At 48.3% G+C, this 18,712-nt stretch carries 16 protein-coding genes; 14 read left to right on the forward strand and 2 right to left on the reverse strand.

Features of this window, described 5'->3' with window-relative positions:
• Window positions 1-37: 37 nt before the first annotated feature.
• Window positions 38-1,108: a lactonase family protein gene (locus tag AC50Y3_RS04750; RefSeq protein ID WP_494817585.1), complete on the reverse strand. Its 1,071-nt coding sequence runs from the start codon at window positions 1,106-1,108 to the stop codon at window positions 38-40.
• A 192-nt stretch (window positions 1,109-1,300) separates the two neighbouring features.
• Here AC50Y3_RS04750 and AC50Y3_RS04755 point away from each other — a divergent pair, with 192 nt between their 5' ends.
• The 9 genes from AC50Y3_RS04755 (at window position 1,301) to AC50Y3_RS04795 (ending at window position 10,118) form a co-directional block, all read left to right on the forward strand.
• Window positions 1,301-1,978 (forward strand): response regulator transcription factor, encoded by a 678-nt coding sequence (locus tag AC50Y3_RS04755; RefSeq protein WP_494817586.1) that lies wholly within the window; start codon window positions 1,301-1,303, stop codon window positions 1,976-1,978.
• The gene (locus AC50Y3_RS04760; RefSeq protein WP_494817587.1) at window positions 1,975-3,354 is read left to right on the forward strand and encodes a sensor histidine kinase; all 1,380 of its coding nucleotides are present in this window, start codon (window positions 1,975-1,977) and stop codon (window positions 3,352-3,354) included. Before AC50Y3_RS04755 ends, AC50Y3_RS04760 begins: the two co-directional genes overlap by 4 nt.
• Before the next feature lie 65 nt (window positions 3,355-3,419).
• The gene (locus tag AC50Y3_RS04765) at window positions 3,420-4,547 is read left to right on the forward strand and encodes an ABC transporter permease (protein ID WP_494817588.1); all 1,128 of its coding nucleotides are present in this window, start codon (window positions 3,420-3,422) and stop codon (window positions 4,545-4,547) included.
• On the forward strand, window positions 4,544-5,221 hold the full coding sequence (locus AC50Y3_RS04770) for an ABC transporter ATP-binding protein (RefSeq protein ID WP_494817589.1): 678 nt from the start codon (window positions 4,544-4,546) through the stop codon (window positions 5,219-5,221). The genes AC50Y3_RS04765 and AC50Y3_RS04770 overlap by 4 nt, the downstream gene beginning before the upstream one ends.
• Before the next feature lie 231 nt (window positions 5,222-5,452).
• A complete protein-coding gene (gene ppsA / locus AC50Y3_RS04775) occupies window positions 5,453-8,062 on the forward strand; it encodes a phosphoenolpyruvate synthase (RefSeq protein ID WP_494817795.1) in 2,610 nt (869 codons plus the stop codon).
• An 88-nt stretch (window positions 8,063-8,150) separates the two neighbouring features.
• Window positions 8,151-8,639: a DUF6376 family protein gene (locus AC50Y3_RS04780; RefSeq protein WP_494817590.1), complete on the forward strand. Its 489-nt coding sequence runs from the start codon at window positions 8,151-8,153 to the stop codon at window positions 8,637-8,639.
• Window positions 8,640-9,086: 447 nt separating this feature from the next.
• Window positions 9,087-9,365: an ArsR/SmtB family transcription factor gene (locus AC50Y3_RS04785; protein WP_494817796.1), complete on the forward strand. Its 279-nt coding sequence runs from the start codon at window positions 9,087-9,089 to the stop codon at window positions 9,363-9,365.
• A gap of 54 nt (window positions 9,366-9,419) precedes the next feature.
• Complete coding sequence (locus AC50Y3_RS04790; RefSeq protein WP_494817591.1) at window positions 9,420-9,803, forward strand: VOC family protein; 384 nt, start codon at window positions 9,420-9,422, stop codon at window positions 9,801-9,803.
• A gap of 153 nt (window positions 9,804-9,956) precedes the next feature.
• On the forward strand, window positions 9,957-10,118 hold the full coding sequence (locus AC50Y3_RS04795) for a hypothetical protein (RefSeq protein ID WP_494817592.1): 162 nt from the start codon (window positions 9,957-9,959) through the stop codon (window positions 10,116-10,118).
• 21 nt (window positions 10,119-10,139) lie between these two features.
• Here AC50Y3_RS04795 and AC50Y3_RS04800 read toward each other — a convergent pair whose 3' ends face one another.
• A complete protein-coding gene (locus tag AC50Y3_RS04800; protein ID WP_494817593.1) occupies window positions 10,140-10,961 on the reverse strand; it encodes a helix-turn-helix domain-containing protein in 822 nt (273 codons plus the stop codon).
• Between the two features lie 132 nt (window positions 10,962-11,093).
• Here AC50Y3_RS04800 and AC50Y3_RS04805 point away from each other — a divergent pair, with 132 nt between their 5' ends.
• From AC50Y3_RS04805 to AC50Y3_RS04825, 5 genes are all read left to right on the forward strand, one after another.
• The gene (locus tag AC50Y3_RS04805; RefSeq protein WP_494817594.1) at window positions 11,094-13,343 is read left to right on the forward strand and encodes an FAD-dependent oxidoreductase; all 2,250 of its coding nucleotides are present in this window, start codon (window positions 11,094-11,096) and stop codon (window positions 13,341-13,343) included.
• A gap of 96 nt (window positions 13,344-13,439) precedes the next feature.
• A complete protein-coding gene (locus AC50Y3_RS04810) occupies window positions 13,440-14,999 on the forward strand; it encodes a response regulator (RefSeq protein WP_494817595.1) in 1,560 nt (519 codons plus the stop codon).
• Between the two features lie 6 nt (window positions 15,000-15,005).
• Window positions 15,006-16,754: a cache domain-containing sensor histidine kinase gene (locus AC50Y3_RS04815; protein ID WP_494817596.1), complete on the forward strand. Its 1,749-nt coding sequence runs from the start codon at window positions 15,006-15,008 to the stop codon at window positions 16,752-16,754.
• A 170-nt stretch (window positions 16,755-16,924) separates the two neighbouring features.
• Window positions 16,925-17,836: an ABC transporter permease gene (locus tag AC50Y3_RS04820; protein ID WP_494817797.1), complete on the forward strand. Its 912-nt coding sequence runs from the start codon at window positions 16,925-16,927 to the stop codon at window positions 17,834-17,836.
• Window positions 17,830-18,690, forward strand: coding sequence for a carbohydrate ABC transporter permease (locus AC50Y3_RS04825; RefSeq protein ID WP_494817597.1), 861 nt, complete (start codon window positions 17,830-17,832; stop codon window positions 18,688-18,690). The genes AC50Y3_RS04820 and AC50Y3_RS04825 overlap by 7 nt, the downstream gene beginning before the upstream one ends.
• Window positions 18,691-18,712: the final 22 nt, after the last annotated feature.

The following is an 18,712-nucleotide window of genomic DNA, read 5'->3' on the forward strand; positions in this document are numbered from 1 at the left end:
CGACGATTTACGTGATATCGTCGAGGCTGCCAACAGTTTAGTTCATTTCCGCAAAACGAATGCATACCGGCTTGGACACATGAAGCTCACTGCCGGTAGGCTGCAGCTTGCCCGATTCAACATCGCGGCTGAACGTCACGATATGGTTGCCATCGCGATTCGCGACAAGCGCAAAACGGCCGTCCGGTGACAGCGCGAAATTACGAGGGTGTCCGCCGAGCGTAGGCGCATATTCAATCGGCTCAACATGTCCGTCAATTGGGTCGACGCTGTAGACAGCCAGGCTGTCATGACCACGGTTCGAGCCGTACAGGAACTTGCCATCCGGCGATAGATGGATATCTGCACATGCATTGTCTCCCTCGAACGAATCAGGCAAGGTGGATATCGTCTGCACAACGCTGAGTTGCCCTTTAGCGGAATCGTAGGCATATACCGTGATCGTGCTGTTCAATTCATTAATTCCGTATCCGTAAGGCAGCTCCGGATGGAAGACGAAATGGCGCGGACCGGAACCCGCAGCGATGGTTGTCTTACTGCGAAGCAGCATGCGTTGGTTTGGCAAATCCAGCTCATAGACAAATAGTGTATCCATGCCGAGATCTGACACAACGGCAAAGCGACCGGCGTTGTCGACGATAACCGAATGGGCCCTTGCTTGTGTTTGTGCCGGATGAACGCTGGAACCTTCATGCCGGTGCACGTCCGTCGTTTGTCCAATTCGGCCATCCTCGAGAATAGGCGAGAGGCTAACCATTCCACCGTGGTAGCTTGCAGTCATGGCAAAACGACCCGTCGCGTCGATTGAAATGTGGCATGTCGTAGCAGGAAGCGTAATCTCTTCATTCAAGCGAAGCAGACTGCCATTCGCAGGATCAAAGTGATATGCGGCTGCCGCGCCGCATTTCCGTCCTCCCGAATCTTTGCCTTCCATGATCGTATAAAGCATGCGATTCGACTCGTTAGGCACGAGGAAAGTAGGATTTTGCAGGCCGTCCGCTTGACCGATCAGCGTCAATGCGCCGGTTTCTTTGTCATAGGTGCAAGCGTAGATGCCGGGTTCGTCCGCGTTGGCATAGGAGCCGATAAAAGCAAATGTCGAAGCCATAGTCAAGCACACCTCCATGTCTTGGAAAATAAACGTTCTAAGCTGACATTTTACCATTATTCGCGGAAAAAGGCACTTTCAGTGTTCGTTAAAAACAATGCAGCCTATTTACATTCGTTTAGCGTTCATGCAGGTGCTTGTACTAATTTTTGTGCTATGCTAACTACGAAACATGCATATGGGGGTAGTACAATGAACCAACTGTTACTGGCAGACGATGATTCCAATATTAGAGCGCTGGTCCGATATGTGATGACCCGTGAAGGATTTCGTGTACATGAGGCACAAGACGGGGCAGAGGCAGTAAAAGTAATGGAACAATCCCCAATCGACATGGCTATTATTGATGTCATGATGCCGCATATGGACGGATTTGAACTGTGTAAGCATATAAGGCAGCATTACGACATCCCGATTATTATGCTTACAGCCAAAGATCAGCTGTCCGATAAGAAGGAAGGTTATCTGAAGGGGACGGATGACTATGTGACCAAGCCCTTTGAACCGGAAGAGCTGCTATTCCGCGTAAAGGCGTTATTTCGCCGCTATAACAAGGTATCGAATGACATTATTCGGATGCATCGCATTACCATTGACCGCCAGAACGTTGAGGTTTCCGACGGCCAATCGATTTTCTTGCTGCCGATGAAAGAATTCGAGTTACTGGCTCAATTGGCACAGTACCCAGGTCGTCTATACTCGCGCGATGAGCTGATCCGTCTCGTATGGGGGGCGGATTATGAAGGGGACGACAGGACGGTAGATGTACATATCAAACGGCTCAGACAGCGTTTTGCCGATTATACGGATGACTTTAACATTCAAACGATACGCGGAATCGGCTACAAGATTGTGGTGAGCGAACAATGAAGTCACTCTACTACCGCGTGTTTTTTATAACGGCCGCAGTCATTTTCGCCAGCAGTGTACTGGGTTTTCTCGCTTCCAACATGTACTATCATGTCAAGCTAAAGCCTTTCAATGATGCGAAGCTTGTTTCCATTGCCCAACAAATGAAGCAGTACATAGAGTCGGAGCCCATTGAAATGGAGCGTTATCTTCAACATACAGCCGCTCTAGGGTATGAAATTTATGTGACTGACGGGCAAGGAGAGTCGCATTTCTACGGAAGGAGCTTCCGTCAAGAGGATCTGGATAAGCAGAACATTGCGTTAGTCTTGGGTGGCGGTGTCTATCACGGTGTTAAGCAGTTTCCAAACAAACCGTTCATCTCCGGTTTCTTCGAGAACCGTTTAAGCAATACGGTTGGCTTGGCCGTCCAATCTTCGGGCAAGAGGTACGCCTTGTTCATGCGGCCGGACGTACTGCTTCAGTTCGGCGAGCTTCGTACTTTCTTTGCTTTGGTTGGACTGCTGACCATCATCATAAGCATGCTATTCTTCTTAATCAGTACCCGCTATATCGTCAATCCGATTACGAGGCTAACCGATGCAACGAAACGTCTCGCGCAAGGGAATTACAATCTTCGCCTTCATACCGGCCGGCGTGATGAAATCGGGCAGCTGGCCGAACATTTTACGACGATGAGCCGGGAACTTGAGCGGGTTGATGTAGCGCGTCAGCAGTTCGTTTCGAATGTATCCCATGAAATCCAATCGCCGCTTACATCGATCCAAGGCTTTGCCAAAGTACTAGCGCAAGACGATATCTCGAAAGAAGAACGTGAGCAATATGCCTCCATTGTCGAAGCCGAAAGCCGCCATCTTTCCTTACTGAGCAAGCAGCTTCTGTTGCTCTCCACACTGGAGCATGGGGAAGAAGCGCTGAACAAAACGCATTTCTCCTTACAAGGCCAAATCCGTCAGGCCGTTGAGGTGCTGCAATGGCAGCTGGAAGACAAGGAGCTGTTTCTGAAGCTGTCTGTTCCTTCGTCCATTTCGATTTATGGCGATGAGGTGTTGCTCATGCAGGTGTGGGCAAATCTGCTCAGCAATGCAGTGAACCACATTCCATCAGGTCGAAGAATAGAAGTCCGCGCGGAGCAAATGCAGACGCACACTCGCATTGTTATTTCAGATACCGGAGAAGGGATAGCTCCTGAGCATCTGCCGTATCTGTTCGACCGGTTCTACCGTGTCGACCGCGCACGGGAACGCGCTTCGGGACGAACGGGTCTTGGACTTGCCATCGTGAGAAAGATTGTGCAGCTGCATCAGGGGGATATTGAAGTAAACAGCATAGTAGGAGCCGGTACGCAGATTACAGTAATGCTGCCTGTATTGTAATTTGTTATTCATGCGCCGTTCATTTTCGCTTCCTAAACTGGAGTTATCAAGGGGAGGGAAGCACCATGTATCTGGCCATTCGAGAGTTGAGATTCGCTAAAGTCCGTTATTCGTTAATTGCATGTATTCTGTTGTTGGTCGCCTTTCTAGTCCTGTTCGTTACCGGGCTTGCGCAAGGGCTCGCCTTTGACAATGCAGCTTCGATTCAGAAGATGGACGCTTCGCACTTTATCATGGAGAAGGATGCGAACCATCGCTTCACTCGTTCTCAAGTGAATGAACAAGTGCTGAAACAAGCGAGTTCAATTGCCGGAGAAGAGAATGTTGAGCCGCTAGCGATCAGAATGACAACTGTGACAGCTGACGGGAGTTCCCGCAAGTTGGATGTGACGCTTCTAGGAATGAGACCGAATGGTTGGCTGATGCCTAAGGTAACCGAAGGGGAAACACTTTCATCGACAGGGACTGGGCAAGTACTTGTTGATCACAAGCTGAAGGCTGCAGGAATTGACATCGGTACAGTTATTGTCGATCAAGCTTCAGGCATGAAATGGAAGGTCAGCGGGTATGTCAGCGATGAATCCTTCAGCCATACGCCGGCTGTATTCCTAAGCGACTATGATTGGCAGCAGTATCAGTTGAAATCGGCATCGCGCCCCGTAGTGGAAGCAGCAGAGAAGGGTACATTCTACAATGCGATTGCGGTGAAAGTGAATAATAATCAGGCTGCGCAGCTTGCTACGGTTCTGCCAGATACCGAAATCGTTACGAAATCAGCTGCTGTTTCGGCCATACCGGGATACAAGGAGGAGCAGGGATCGCTGCTTATGATGATTATCTTCTTATTCATCATCTCTTCTTTTGTCTTGGCCGTGTTTTTCTATGTCATCACAATCCAGAAGAGCAGTCAATTTGGGATTCTAAAAGCAATTGGCACACGCACCGCGTACCTGATCCGAAGTATCGCGATGCAGATCTTGCTTTTGTCAACAGGCAGCCTAGTTGTTAGTATACTGCTTGTCCAAGCGGTTGAAGCGGTATTGCCTAGCGGAATGCCTTTCCAGCTTCATGTTTCAACGCTTGCGCTAACAAGCGGAGCTTTCATTGCGATGTCGCTTGCCGGCTCATTGCTCTCGGTTTGGAAAGTGACGCGAATAGAAGCTTTAGAGGCGATCGGGAGGACTGCAGCATGAGACATAGATTAATACTCTCGAATATTACGCATGCCTTCGAGGACGGCGGTAAACAGCGAATGATACTTGACGCTTTAAATCTACAAGTGCGGGAAGGAGAGCTGGTTGCCGTAATGGGACCTTCGGGATCCGGCAAAAGCACGTTCCTTTCCATAGCAGGCGCTCTACTGAAGCCATCGAGCGGCGAGGTTCTTGTGGATGGGGAATCCATAAACCGTTTAGACAAGCAAGCGTTGTCCGATATGCGACTTCGTAAGCTGGGATTTATTTTCCAAAGTGCGAATTTGATTCCTTACTTAAAGGTGAAAGAGCAGCTGATCCTTGTTGCAAAGCTTGGTGGAATGGACAAGAGAATGGGAGATAGGCGAACATCCGAATTGTTGCAAAAGCTGGGCTTGGATCACCGCAGTGATGCATATCCTGAAAAGTTGTCAGGTGGTGAGCGTCAGCGTGTCGCCATTGCAAGAGCCCTCATGAATGACCCGGCTGTGCTGCTGGCGGACGAGCCGACTGCGAGTCTGGATCCGACCAGGGGATTGGACGTAGTGCGCATGCTTGCCGAAGAAGCGAGAGAACGAGGGAAGAGCGCAGTCATTGTGACGCACGATGACCGTATTCTGCCGCTATGCGATCGTGTTCTGTATTTAGAGAACGGGTCTTTAACTGAACAATAAGCAAAGCCAGTGATTGCTAAGTATGTTATTTCTCCAATAGAGCAAAAAAGAACCTGAGTAGAATACTCAGGTTCTTTACATTGCTTATATGCAGACCCGATGATACAATCGAAGTACGACTGTCAAAGATCAAAAAGACATAGTAGTTTTATCTTACAATTTAATCGTATCATGCGAATGGAATCCTGTCAAATGGTTTTTCTCAAATTGTTGATGAAGGAGAGATTTGGAATGAACGCTTTGGTTCTCGGTTTTCAGGAAATGGAACAAACGCAGCTATCAATCGTTGGCGGTAAGGCGTTGAATCTAGGGGAACTGGCAAAGATTGAAGGGATCCAAGTGCCCGAAGGATTTTGCGTCACGACGGTAGGATATCGGCAAGCGATCGAACACAACGAAACGTATCACACTTTGGTGGCTACATTATCCGAACTGAAAGCAGAAGACCGGGAGCTAATCGGTGAAATCAGCAGCAAGATTAGACAAAGCATTATGGAAGTAGACCTGCCTCCCGATGTTGTGGACGCTGTAACTCACTATCTTACCGGGCTTGGTGATGAACATGCTTATGCCGTGCGTTCCAGTGCGACTGCAGAAGATTTACCCCATGCCTCATTTGCAGGGCAACAAGATACTTATTTAAATATCATCGGGAAAGAAGCGATCTTGGAGCATATCCGCAAATGCTGGGCTTCTTTATATACGGATCGCGCAGTCATCTACCGCATTCAACATGGATTTGACCATAGCCAAGTCCATGTAGCCGTTATCGTTCAAAAGATGGTTTTCCCGGACGCGTCAGGGATTCTATTCACCGCTGATCCGATTACTTCGAACCGCAAGCTGCTATCCATCGATGCCGGCTTTGGGCTCGGTGAGGCATTAGTCTCCGGCTTAGTCTCTGCCGATAACTATCAGGTGCGGGAAGGCGAAATCGTCCATACAAGGATCGCAGCCAAGAAACTGGCGATCTATGCACTTCCATCAGGCGGAACGGAAACCATACAGCTCGATCCCGATCTGCAAACAGCGCAAACCCTTACCGAGCCGCAAATTTTACGATTGGCAAGTATCGGCAGACAGATTGAAGCTTATTTTGGCAGCCCGCAAGATATCGAGTGGTGTATGGCGCAGGATACTTTCTCTATCGTCCAGAGTCGTCCGATCACGACCTTATACCCCATTCCCGAAGCGAATGATCAAGAAAACCACGTCTATATTTCAGTTGGCCACCAACAGATGATGACCGATGCCATTAAACCGCTGGGCTTATCCTTTTACCTATTAACGACTCCGGCGCCGATGCGTAGAGCTGGCGGAAGGTTGTTTGTAGATGTTACTCCAATGTTGGCTTCGCCAGCCAGCAGAGAAATGATTTTAAACACATGGGGTAAATCCGATCCGCTCATCAGAAACGCACTTAAATCCATCTTAGATCGCGGAGATTTCATTAAATTGTTACCGAATGGAGCATCAGCAGCATCAGCACCAAGTCCCGGCAGAAGCATTCTAGAAATACCGGCACAAATCGAAATCGATCCGTCTATCGTTACAGATTTAATCAAGCAAAGTCAAACATCGATAGACGAGTTAAAACAAAATATTCAAACGAAAACAGGACCGGATCTAATGGACTTTATACTAGAAGATTTTCAAGAATTAAAGCGAATTTTGTTTAACCCGCAAAGTACGCGTGTGTTTATGTCAGCAATGAATGCTTCAACATGGATCAATGAGAAAATAAACGAGTGGTTAGGCGAAATGAACGCAGTAGACACCTTGACTCAATCTGTTCCCCATAATGTTACTTCGGAAATGGGGCTGGCGCTGATGGTTGTCGCAGATGTGATTCGCCCTTATCCGGAAGTCATTGCATATTTGCAGCATATGAAAGAAGATCATCAGCTGGAAGAACTCGTAAACGTTGATGGCGGTCAGGAAACGCTGGACGCGCTCCACGCTTATCTCGATAAATACGGGATGCGATGTGCCGGTGAAATCGATGTGACTACGGCTCGTTGGCGTGAAAAACCGCTAACGCTTGTCCCAATGATTCTGAGCAACATCAAACACTTTGAGCCTAATGCCGGTATTCGGAAATTTGAGCAAGGACGTCAAGAAGCGTTAGAGAAAGAACAAGAGTTATTGGGGCGACTGATGCAATTGCCGGATGGTGAACAGAAAGCGGAAGAGACGAAGCATATGATCAGCTTAGTTCGGAATTTCATCGGCTATCGGGAATATCCCAAATACGGCATGGTTAGTCGCTACTTCGTATATAAGCAGGCATTAATGAAAGAAGCGGAACAGCTCGTTGAAGTAGGCGTCATTCCTGACAAAGAAGATATTTTCTATCTGACTTTTGAAGAGCTTTGCGATGTCGTACGCACGAATTCACTCGATTTCCGGATAATCAGCAGACGAAAAGAAGAATACAAACTTTACGACAAATTAACGCCTCCACGTATTATTACGTCTGATGGCGAGATCATTGCCGGTGTATATGATCGAGAGAATATCCCAGCCGAAGCTCTTGTAGGTATGCCCGTTTCATCCGGCGTGATTGAGGGACGCGCGCGTGTTATTTTACGCATGGAAGAGGCGAACCTGGAAGAAGGAGATATTTTGGTGACCCCCTTTACCGACCCGGGCTGGACGCCATTGTTTGTATCCATCAAAGGACTCGTCACCGAAGTTGGCGGACCGATGACCCACGGAGCCGTGATCGCACGCGAATATGGCTTACCGGCAGTCGTCGGGGTAGAAAATGCAACCAAGTTGATAAAAGACGGGCAGCGAATTCGCGTCCATGGAACAGAAGGATATATCGAGATCTTGTAAGGGAAAGACTCACTGCCTCCGAATGAATGCAACAAATTCGTTGTCCACTGCGTCTAACTACACAAGAACTATCTCTGGAGGTAAGCGAATGTTTCGAAAAATACTTATCGTATTAGGTGTTCTTGTTGTTGTATTAGGCGGAACATTCTTATACTTTAAAGACACGATTATGGGAACCGTAGAATTCGCCAAACAAACCAAAGAGACCGTATCGACAGTCAGTGCGGTGAATGAGAAGATGCCTGCACTCATTCAGAAAGCAAAAGAAAATCAAATGAACGGCACTGATTCCACTGTCACAACTGATAAGTCAGCGGAAAAGGAAATTAAAAAAGAACTAGTGACTGTAAAACAAGAGTTGAAGAAACTTACGGAGACGGAGCCGCCGGCGAAGTTGAAGAACATTCACGAACAGCTCGCAGCACATTCTGCTGAGGCCAACCAAAAAATCGATGAGTTCATTAAGCAGATCGATAACGGCACCTTTAACCCCGAAGAGTTCCAAGCCTTGTATGAAGAAATGAAAGATTCTCCTGCGTTTAAGGAAGCTGAAAAATACTTAAAGCTGTTACAATAAGCTTTTCCGCGAAGCATGTAAGAAACGGCAGCATATGGCTGCCGTATCAGGAAGTTGACAAAGCCCCTTTATAGTGGCTTTATCTGTTTACTCTAACGAATCACAGAAGCCTTATTGAGGGCAAATGTCTCGATTTGAAACGCTAACGAATCCTACAGGTCTTATTGGGTGTCAATATGTCCTTTTGCACTCCAAATCCTTTAAATAAGACTTCTACGATTCGTTAGAATTAATTTGGAGCTGTTTTCGCATGAATAAGGCTCTCACGATTCGTTAGAGTGATTTTAAGATAAAATGGCCTTCGAGACTTGTTCGACAGCCTGAAACGGCAGCCAAGTGGCTGCCGTTTCTCATTTTGTGGATAGAAAAACACCGCATAGTATATCATGTAACCCCAGGGTTGCTAAATTCTTGACATGCAACCCTGGGGTTGCTTATAATCGAGGTATGACTTGGGACAACGACGCTATTTTCAGAGCACTTGTCGACTCGACTCGGCGGCTTATATTAGACGAACTGTCTGAACGCAATGAGATGACGATGTATGAACTTACTGTACGACTCATCATGAAGCACCAGCTGTCCATTTCTCGGCAGGCGATTGCTAAACATCTTTCTGCTTTGGAAGAAGCAGGGCTCGTTAAATCAGAAAAAAAGGGAAAATATCGCATCATCGTATTCAACAAAGAACCCCTTAAAGATTTGCTGAAAGGATGGTTAGAGTAAGTTTAGTAATAAATTTCTGACGACGAATCGAACATTTCAAGGAGGAAATAATAAATGAAAATCATAGTTACCAGTATATTTGTACAAGATCAAGACAAGGCGTTGGCGTTTTATACCGAAACGTTGGGCTTTGTAAAGAAGCATGATGTTCCCGTCGGAGAATTTAGATGGATAACGCTAGTTTCGGCCGAAGATGAAGGTGGTACGGAGTTATTGCTTGAACCGAATAACCATCCGGCAGCCAAAGAATATCAGAGAAAGATATTTGCTGACGGGATCCCGGCCACTATGTTTGGCGTCGCTGATATTTACAGTGAGCACAAACGTTTACTGGAAAAAGGCGTGAGTTTTACCATTGAACCGACAACAATGGGAAATGTCACGATAGCTGTCTTCGACGATACATGTGGCAACCTTATTCAAATTGCGCAGAAATAACTTTAGTTTTTTATGATGGGGGCTGCCAGCCAGGCAGCCCTTTATTGTGCTGAGATACATAGCCGTGCAACTTTTTATTGCCTGCGCCGTTTTATTAATGGGAATCGATTTAACAAAAATTGGATTAAGAGGTGGAGAGGAGGGGACGTTCGCATGGAAACGTTCGGTAGAGGGTGTCTTTGGCTCATTCTTGGCGCAGTAGGAATGTTGGCGCTCGCTTTTATCACCCAGAGTACCATTAATATTCCTTGGTTCATATTTATCCCCATTGTGATCTTCGTTTTCTGGATGGCATCGAAGAAAAGCAAAAAGTGAGTGTATTAGTAGAGAAAAGTGCTACACCTGATGCGTTTTCCGGTAAAAGGATGGAGTCATGCCGCGCTTTTGTCGGAAAACGCGGCTTAAATAAAAGCCGTTCTCGTATCCGCAACGGGATGCGATTCTGTCGATGCTGAGATCGGTTTCCTCAAGCAGCCGGCATGCTCGGGAGAGCCGTAGTTCCGTTACGAACTCGGAAGGTGTAACTCCATATGCGGCGCGGAATCGACGGGTCAGCTGAACCGGTGAAAGCTTCAGTGAATGCGCTAAGTTTCGCATGTTTAAAGGTGCATAGGCGTGGGCCGTCATGAGCTGATGCGCCTGTTGAAGCTCCGGAGGGATGTCGGGATGGTCTGGTTTCAGATCATTTCCGCGCTCCAGTGTCACAAGTCGTATCAGGTCGTTTAATAAATGCTGCTTATTCGCTTGTGCGAACTGGTTGCGTTCCGGAGCTAGTTTGTTCAAATAACGTAAATCGGACGACAAACGTACCTCATCTGCTATGCTGATTTTCCCCATTAACTGAAATCCCACCTCGAATTCGGAATCCGTTTCCGTATCCGTTACTGTATCCTCCCCAGATATCGCTTCCAAATTGAAATGGAGAAAGTGAAAGTTGAGTGTATGGATCGTTCGTCGATGAAACCAGGTATTCGGCGGGCAGATCACCAAGTCGCCGAAGCCTGCTTCTCCTTCCTGTTCATTGATGGCGAAATGAAATCTGCCCTCTTGAGCGGCGAACATCGTCCAGTAAGGATAAATATCACGGTCGAGTGCAAACCGTTCTTTGTGTTTCCAGTGCACATGCGAAACCAGCTTTGCATAATAATCGTATTTCATCCGCGCTTCCACCTCAGTTGATCTAATGAAATAAAGTATATCAATTCACGTAATACAATGCATGTTATTTAAAATGAGGATCTTATAAGATGAAATTAAAGATATTCATTTCAAATAAGGAGTGCATGGGCTATGAGAAATGAGGTCGTGTCGACGGATATTACGGTTATCGGCGGCGGACTTGCAGGGGTTTGTGCAGCTATTGCCGCAGCCCGGCAGGGCAGAACGGTTTCGCTGGTTCAAAACCGTCCTGTGCTCGGCGGCAATTCCAGCAGTGAAGTGAGGGTATGGGTTTGTGGCGCTACGGCGCACGGAACTCACCGCTATGCTAGGGAAACCGGCATTATGGGGGAATTGTTCATTGAGAACCAGTTCCGCAATAAGGATGGAAATCCTTATTTTTGGGATATGGTCATAATGGAGAAGGTTCGTGCGGAGTCCAATATCCGCTTATTTCTCAACACGGATGTACATGAAGTTGAGGCCTGCGGCGACGAGGATAACCGGACGATTCGTTCCGTTACAGGCTGGATGATGGGCTCGGAACGGAAGATCCGTTTCGAAAGCGACGTGTTTCTCGATTGTTCGGGCGATGGGCTGGTTGGGTTTCTCGCGGGAGCCAAGTACCGGGTCGGCCGCGAATCGAAGGACGAATACAATGAGGATTGGGCACCAGACGTAGCTGATGATATTACGCTTGGCAGCACGCTTCTGTTCTATACGAAGGATGCAGGCTATCCTGTACAGTATATCCCGCCCTCTTTCGCCAAAGATATCACGCAAACGACGATTCCGATGAAACGAGTCATTCGCAGCGGCGATAACGGCTGTGCCTATTGGTGGATCGAATGGGGCGGAGAGTACGATACCGTTCATGATAATGAGCTGATTCGCGATGAGCTGTGGGCAGCCATTTATGGCATTTGGGATTATATCAAGAACTCCGGCAAGTTTGACGCCGATCATATGACACTGGAGTGGGTGGGCTCTATCCCGGGAAAAAGAGAGTACCGGCGGTTTGTCGGCGATTATGTGCTTAATCAGAACGATATTGTAGCGCAGCGCGAATTCGATGACCGCGTCGCATTCGGAGGATGGTCGATCGATCTGCACCCGCCGCAAGGCATGTATTCGACAGAAAGCGGTTCGAAACATCTTCATATGGACGGCATCTATCATATTCCGTTTCGCTCGTTATATTCCGTAAACGTTAACAATCTGCTAATGGCCGGCCGCGATATAAGTGCTTCTCATGTCGCGTTCGGAACGACGCGGGTAATGGCAACCTGTGCCGTCATCGGGGAAGCTGCCGGCACCGGAGCCGCTTTATGCGCGGAGAAGGGCATTACACCTCGCGAGCTGCATAACAGCCATCTGCGTGAACTGCAACAAATCATGCTCAAGCAGGACGCCTCGATCATCGGCTTGCGCAACGAAGATTCGGCGGACCTGGCTCTGAAAGCGAACGTTAAGGCATCGAGCACATTGACAAGACTAACGGTAGAAACGCCGGTGGAGGTGTATCCCGTAAAGTCCGACATCGGCTTGCTGATTCCGGCGGATCCGGACATCAACGGCATCGAGTTGTTGGTGGATGCTGCTGAAGCAGCGACGCTTACTGTGGAGCTGTGGGATACCGGCCGTGGCGAGAATTATGTCCCGCATACCCTGCAGACGGTTGCATCGGCACAAGTGGGAATTGGAGAAAGGCAGTGGGTAAAGCTGGATTTGCAATGGAAACCGGCTGCACCGCAAAATGCCTTCCTCATCATTAAAGCGGTCGATTCGATTTCTCTGCATTTGTCCGATCAACAGCAAACAGGAATGCTTGCCTTTGTGAAAGGAGCGAAACCAATCGTCTCCGCAGACCTCGAGAACCATCAGCCGTCACAGCCGGTTATTCAATGGAGCATGAAACCGTTTGTCCGCAAACCGATCTGTTTCCGTTTGCTTTCACGAACAAATGCGTTCTCGCCTGAGAGGGCCATTGACGGCTTCGCCCGTCCGTTTGCCGGCCCGCATCTGTGGTCGTCCGCTGCTATGGGGGAAGACGCGAAAGAGTGGTTGGAGTTAACCTGGGCGAAACAGGTGAATATACGGTCAGTCCACATTACGTTTAATGACGACGTGAACGAGGACTTGATCAATCTGCACCATCACCGCACGCTATTTGCAAGCATGCCGGAGCTCATTCAGAATTATTCCGTTGAGGTCTACGCGAACGGTGAATGGACCTCTGTATCAGAAGAACAAAACAATCATAAACGCAAGCGCATCCATAAGCTGGATACGGCGGTGACCTGTGACAGAATCCGAATCGTAGCGTATTCAACAAACGGCAGCCGGTGCGCCGAAATTGTCGAAGTCAGGGTGTACGAATAGTTTATAGGTACGAAAAATAAAGATGGTTATGCAGCTTTTGTGCAAGCCATCTTTTTGTTGTCCATATACACATAGCTTCTTTCGGGGTGGTGCCGAATGAATAATGATTTATTAACGGTGTTAATTGTCGATGATGAACTACCTATACGTCAGGAGCTTCGCTTGTTCGCTTGGGAGAAGCATCATGCCGAATGGATCGGTGAAGCGGAGAACGGCGAGGAGGCGCTAAGGTTATGCCGTTGCCTTTCACCGGATATCGTCATAACGGACATTACGATGCCGGTCATGAACGGACTTGAGCTGTTTCGTTGTTTGAAGTCGGAGTTTCCCCATATCCAGGTCATCCTGCTTACCTGCCATTCCGAATTCGCTTATGCGAAGGAAGCGGTTAAGCTCGGTGCGATCGAGTACCTAGTGAAAGTTACCATGGATGACAGTGATCTCGCGCAGGCGTTAGTGCGGGCGAAAGATATCGTTTATCGCGAGAAATCGCTGCAGCGTAACGAGGCGGACGAACAACGCTGGAAATTGTCCGAACAATTGATGAAGCGGACCCGGCAAACTGCCGATGATGGCGAGCCCGACGCCTGGCTGCAAGCTGCTTTCCAAACTCCGCTTCCGTTACAGCTTGCTGCGCTTCATGTGGAGACTAGAAAGTCAGGCCGTCTACTCGTACATCATGCTTGCGAAGAATTGTTGACCTCACAAGAGCGTTTGAAGCCGTTCCATTGGATTCCGGCCGATAGCGACAACGGTATCTATGTGCTGGTATTCCGCATAGAGAATGGCAATCCGCCGAATTTAGACTTCGAACTGGAGGAGTTAACGGAGAAGCTATACCAATTCCTTGATCAAAAGTTGCCTTTCCTTAGCGGTGCATACAGGCTTTATGGCATCATAAGCGAGCCTATTCGGAGTGGGTCGGATTTTGCGGTTAGGTACCAAGGTATTTGCGAGAAACCGTATGTGGTTTTCTATGATGGCGTAGGCCGAGTATTTGCGACTCCTCCCACCTTGCCAATCTCACTTGACGAACAATCGGTGAATGATGTGTCAGCCAAGCTGCATAAAGCACAATGGAACCGGGATCATTTGGCCGAATACATCCGCGGGGATTTCATGCACTGGGCATTGAACAGTCACATTGTGCCGGAAGAGCTGCGGACGTTTATTGCCGATTGGCTGCGCGGCTGGCATCGGGAACAAGCTGCTCCAAGCCGTAATGGGTGGAAATCGTCATGCCAGATCCTCGGTGCCGCTACCTTAAATGATTTGATAGAAGCATTTGTTCATGAAATCGAGTCCACCGGCAGGGGCAAGAAGTGCCGTATTGAAATCACGGAAGCTAAGGCCTTTATTGAAGCGAACCTGGAGAATCCGATCACGCTTAACGCCGTTTCCCGGGAGGTGGGGCTGAGTCCGCATTATCTGAGCCGATTGTTTCGGGATGAATCGGGTGTTTCCTTCCATGATTTCGTGACAGGCAAAAGAATGGAGAAGGCGACAGATTTGCTTCAGCATTCCTCGCTCAGAGTCTATGAGATTGCTCAGCAGGTAGGCATTCCGAGCTATCGATATTTCTCCGCCCTATTTCGCGAATGGACCGGAGCAGCTCCAACCGAGCTGAGATCGGCTGACCATGATGACAAAGGATGATGGCAAATGAACCGAATCTATCGCTGGTACAGGAGATGGAGTCTCGCGACGAGGCAGTTTCTGTTCTTATTTTTGATTACGTTCACGTTCTTCGTTCTATTAGCTTGGAATAATTACTACCGGGCAGCCGATTTGTTTAAGAATCAAATGGTATCGGACTCTGTGACCTTGATCGCGCGCACGAATCAGTTTCTTGATACGTATCTGGACAATAGCCGGAATGTACTGCTGCTAATCGCGACAGACGCCAAGCTGCTTCAGGAAGGAGACGGCAACAAAATATCCGAATCGCTTCGGTTCATAACCGAGAATAACAGCGCACTTGTAAAAACGCTGTATATCATCCGAAAGGATGGTAAAGTATACGCCAGCTCACAGGTAAATTACGATATTATCGGCAATCCGAAGCTAAGCGAAATCTATGCGAAGTCGCAGCAAACCTATGGAGCGGCGGTCGTGAGCCAGCCCTATGTATCGACGCTCTCCGGTGAAACGGTAGCTATCTCCAGACCGGTAAGCGCCGGCAACGGAGACATTATAGGCGTCGCGGTTATTGAGCTGAATCTGGATAATCTGAATCGTAAAATCAGCGAATTGACGTCCGATTCCTATCAATCGTTCGTCATTATGTCCGATAAGGACAAGGTGGTTACATTCGATCGGGATAATAGCATCCTGCCTCAAAAACCGGGCACGTATCACGATGATCTCCCCGAATCGTTCGTCGGGGAGCTCGCAGGGCTCCCCATAACAGCAAGTAATGTGAGTGGGCAGACCGGCAAGCTGGTTGTCGTGAAATCCGGTCAGAACCGGCTCGGCTGGACCCTGCTTGTGCTGATCAAAGATCGTTACTTTTATCATAACGTCATTCGCTTATTCGATAATTACAAGGCTGCTGCCAGCATTTGGTTCGTGATTCTACTGTTCATGGCGTTTGTTATGTCTCGCTATATGACCAAATCGGTACGGATGCTCGCAGTCAAGATGGATCGGGTGCAAGATATGGGCGTGATCCCAAGCCTTGTTGTTAAGAGGGAAGACGAGATCGGACGGCTTACGCTAAGCTTTAATGCCATGATGGAGCGGATTCGTAATCTGCTGCAGGAAACAAAGCAAATGGAAGAACGAAAGAAGCAGCTGGAGCTGAAGGTGCTGCAAAGCCAGATTGCCCCTCATTTTCTGTACAATACGCTGGCATGCATCGGAAGTTTGGCTAAACAGCATCGGACGCAAGAGGTTAAAGATACGATCAGAGCGCTAGTCGGCGTATTATCGCTCAGCTTCGATAAAACGTCGGAATTCCTAACGGTGAAGGAAGAGCTTGATGGATTGAACATGTATATGCAAATCCAGAAAATACGGTATGGTGACAAATTCAGGTTCGTTCAGGAAATCGATCCTGAAGCGTTCTCGTGCAGCATCTTGAAGCTCACGCTTCAGCCGATATTGGAAAATGCCGTTTTCCACGGTATCGCCCCAAGCCGCAGTGGGGACGGGCTCATTCACGTCCGGGGTTCCATACGTAAAGGGAAACTGCGGTTCTTTGTCCGCGATAACGGCGCTGGGATGGACAAGGCGAAGCTCCGGAAGGTGCTTGACGAGCAGACGGCTGCATCTGGCAGCGAGCGCTCCTCCGGCATCGGGATGGCGAATGTCCATCATCGCCTGCGGCTTCACTATGGCACGGCTTACGGGCTTAGGATCGGCAGTCTGCCAAATGTGGGGACGGTCGTCTGCATTACGATCCCTGTCTAAATAATTGTCGGTTTTGTTCATCATTTCGCAAGATCACTGCATAGTTGAAACCCTGTTCGTCTTGCTATACTTGGTTTGCGCTACTGAATGCGCTTACAAAGATGCGAGGTGAACCTATGAACCAGCGGATTGCAGCACAATCCATCCAAAATTCGGAGTTGAAACCAGGGATGATCTCCGTCTTCTTCCGTACGGTTTGGCGCTTTAAAGCTTTTTATTTGATGCTCTTACCGGGACTTATTTATTACATTGTCTTCAAATATATCCCGATGTACGGCGTCATTATAGCTTTCAAAGACTTCAATATCATGGATGGGATCTGGTCGAGCCCATGGGCCAGCCCATGGAACAAACATTTTTTAACCTTTTTTCACTCGCCTTATTTCGCACAGCTGCTTACCAATACTTTTCTGATCAGCGTTTACAAATTGCTTTTTGGGATGATACCTCCCATTGCGATGGCGCTGCTATTAAACGAATGCCGGATCAAATGGTTTCGATCATTGATCCAAACCTTAACGTATATGCCGCATTTTCTCTCATGGGTGATCATATACGGAATTCTGCTCGCGCTGCTTTCCCAAAGTTCCGGATTGTTGAATCAGTGGCTGCAGGGTGCGGGCGGAACTTCGATACCCTTCCTAACCTCAACGTCGTACTTTCGGTCCATTCTGGTGGGATCGGAAATATGGCAAAATCTCGGCTGGGGAGCCATCATTTATTTAGCGGCTATTGCCGGCATCGATCCAACGCTTTACGAGGCGGCGCGGGTGGACGGGGCAGGAAGACTGCGGATGATTTGGCATATTACACTTCCCGGCATCCGGACCGTTGTCATTATGCTGTTGATCCTGAACCTGGGCCATATCCTTGATGCAGGCTTCGAGCAAATTTACATCATGTACAACATTCAAGTCTATGCCGTCGCCGACATTCTCGATACGTGGGTGTTCCGGACCGGGCTGCAGCAGCTTAACTTTAGTTTGGCTTCGGCGGTTGGATTATTTAAGGCAGCAATCGGATTGGTTCTGGTGCTGGGGTCGAACAAACTAGCGAAGCGGTGGGGGGAGGGCATATGGTAAAAAGCACGAATGACCGCATCGCCGATACCGTTGTCTTTATGATCCTGCTCCTATGCGGACTTATTGCGGTATTTCCGCTGCTCTATGTCTTATCCGTTTCGCTAACTCCATTCAGCGAAGTGCTCAAAAACGGAGGCTTCATTCTCGTGCCGAGATCGATCACGTTTGATGCCTACCGTAAGCTAATCATGGAATCCAATATCCCCCGCGCCTTCGGGGTAACGGTTCTGGTAACCGTCATCGGCACGATTCTCAATATCGCGATTACGTCATTAATGGCATATCCGCTCAGCCGCAAACAGCTCCCGGGACGCAACTTTTTTCTGATGATGGTGGTTTTTACTCTACTGTTCAGCGGCGGGATCATCCCGACTTATCTGGTCGTGAAGTCGATGGGGCTTCTGGATTCGATTTGGGCCATGATTTTGCCGAACCTCGTGTGGAGCTTTAATGTGCTTATTATGAAAAGCTTCTACGAGTCGCTGCCTGAGGAACTGTTCGAATCGGCAAGGATCGATGGGGCTAAAGAATTCCGAATCTTGCTGCAGATCGTCATCCCGCTGTCCATACCCGTAACGCTAACCATCGGATTGTTCTATATGGTAGGCCACTGGAACGAATTTTTTCAAGCGATTATGTATGTAACGGATCGCAATTTGTTCCCACTTCAGGTGGTCGTGCGGGAAATTTTGATCCAAACGCAGCAGCCGCTCGAGAATGCAGACAATATGACACCGAGCGAAACCTTGCAGATGGCTTCCGTTATTCTGGCAAGTCTGCCCATTATTATGGTTTATCCGTTTTTGCAGAAGCACTTTACGAAAGGCATGCTGTTAGGCTCTGTCAAAGGTTGAAACTCGGCCACTCATTACTGCA

It is taken from the genome of Paenibacillus sp. J22R98, assembly GCF_059383835.1.

What these genes read in the sequence shown, in the direction of transcription:
- AC50Y3_RS04750 (WP_494817585.1), bottom strand. Translation starts at nt 1,108, where the DNA reads ATGGCTTCGACATTTGCTTTTATCGGCTCCTATGCCAACGCGGACGAA.
- AC50Y3_RS04755 (WP_494817586.1), top strand. Translation starts at nt 1,301, where the DNA reads ATGAACCAACTGTTACTGGCAGACGATGATTCCAATATTAGAGCGCTG.
- AC50Y3_RS04760 (WP_494817587.1), top strand. Translation starts at nt 1,975, where the DNA reads ATGAAGTCACTCTACTACCGCGTGTTTTTTATAACGGCCGCAGTCATT.
- AC50Y3_RS04765 (WP_494817588.1), top strand. Translation starts at nt 3,420, where the DNA reads ATGTATCTGGCCATTCGAGAGTTGAGATTCGCTAAAGTCCGTTATTCG.
- AC50Y3_RS04770 (WP_494817589.1), top strand. Translation starts at nt 4,544, where the DNA reads ATGAGACATAGATTAATACTCTCGAATATTACGCATGCCTTCGAGGAC.
- ppsA (WP_494817795.1), top strand. Translation starts at nt 5,453, where the DNA reads ATGAACGCTTTGGTTCTCGGTTTTCAGGAAATGGAACAAACGCAGCTA.
- AC50Y3_RS04780 (WP_494817590.1), top strand. Translation starts at nt 8,151, where the DNA reads ATGTTTCGAAAAATACTTATCGTATTAGGTGTTCTTGTTGTTGTATTA.
- AC50Y3_RS04785 (WP_494817796.1), top strand. Translation starts at nt 9,087, where the DNA reads ATGACTTGGGACAACGACGCTATTTTCAGAGCACTTGTCGACTCGACT.
- AC50Y3_RS04790 (WP_494817591.1), top strand. Translation starts at nt 9,420, where the DNA reads ATGAAAATCATAGTTACCAGTATATTTGTACAAGATCAAGACAAGGCG.
- AC50Y3_RS04795 (WP_494817592.1), top strand. Translation starts at nt 9,957, where the DNA reads ATGGAAACGTTCGGTAGAGGGTGTCTTTGGCTCATTCTTGGCGCAGTA.
- AC50Y3_RS04800 (WP_494817593.1), bottom strand. Translation starts at nt 10,961, where the DNA reads ATGAAATACGATTATTATGCAAAGCTGGTTTCGCATGTGCACTGGAAA.
- AC50Y3_RS04805 (WP_494817594.1), top strand. Translation starts at nt 11,094, where the DNA reads ATGAGAAATGAGGTCGTGTCGACGGATATTACGGTTATCGGCGGCGGA.
- AC50Y3_RS04810 (WP_494817595.1), top strand. Translation starts at nt 13,440, where the DNA reads ATGAATAATGATTTATTAACGGTGTTAATTGTCGATGATGAACTACCT.
- AC50Y3_RS04815 (WP_494817596.1), top strand. Translation starts at nt 15,006, where the DNA reads ATGAACCGAATCTATCGCTGGTACAGGAGATGGAGTCTCGCGACGAGG.
- AC50Y3_RS04820 (WP_494817797.1), top strand. Translation starts at nt 16,925, where the DNA reads ATGATCTCCGTCTTCTTCCGTACGGTTTGGCGCTTTAAAGCTTTTTAT.
- AC50Y3_RS04825 (WP_494817597.1), top strand. Translation starts at nt 17,830, where the DNA reads ATGGTAAAAAGCACGAATGACCGCATCGCCGATACCGTTGTCTTTATG.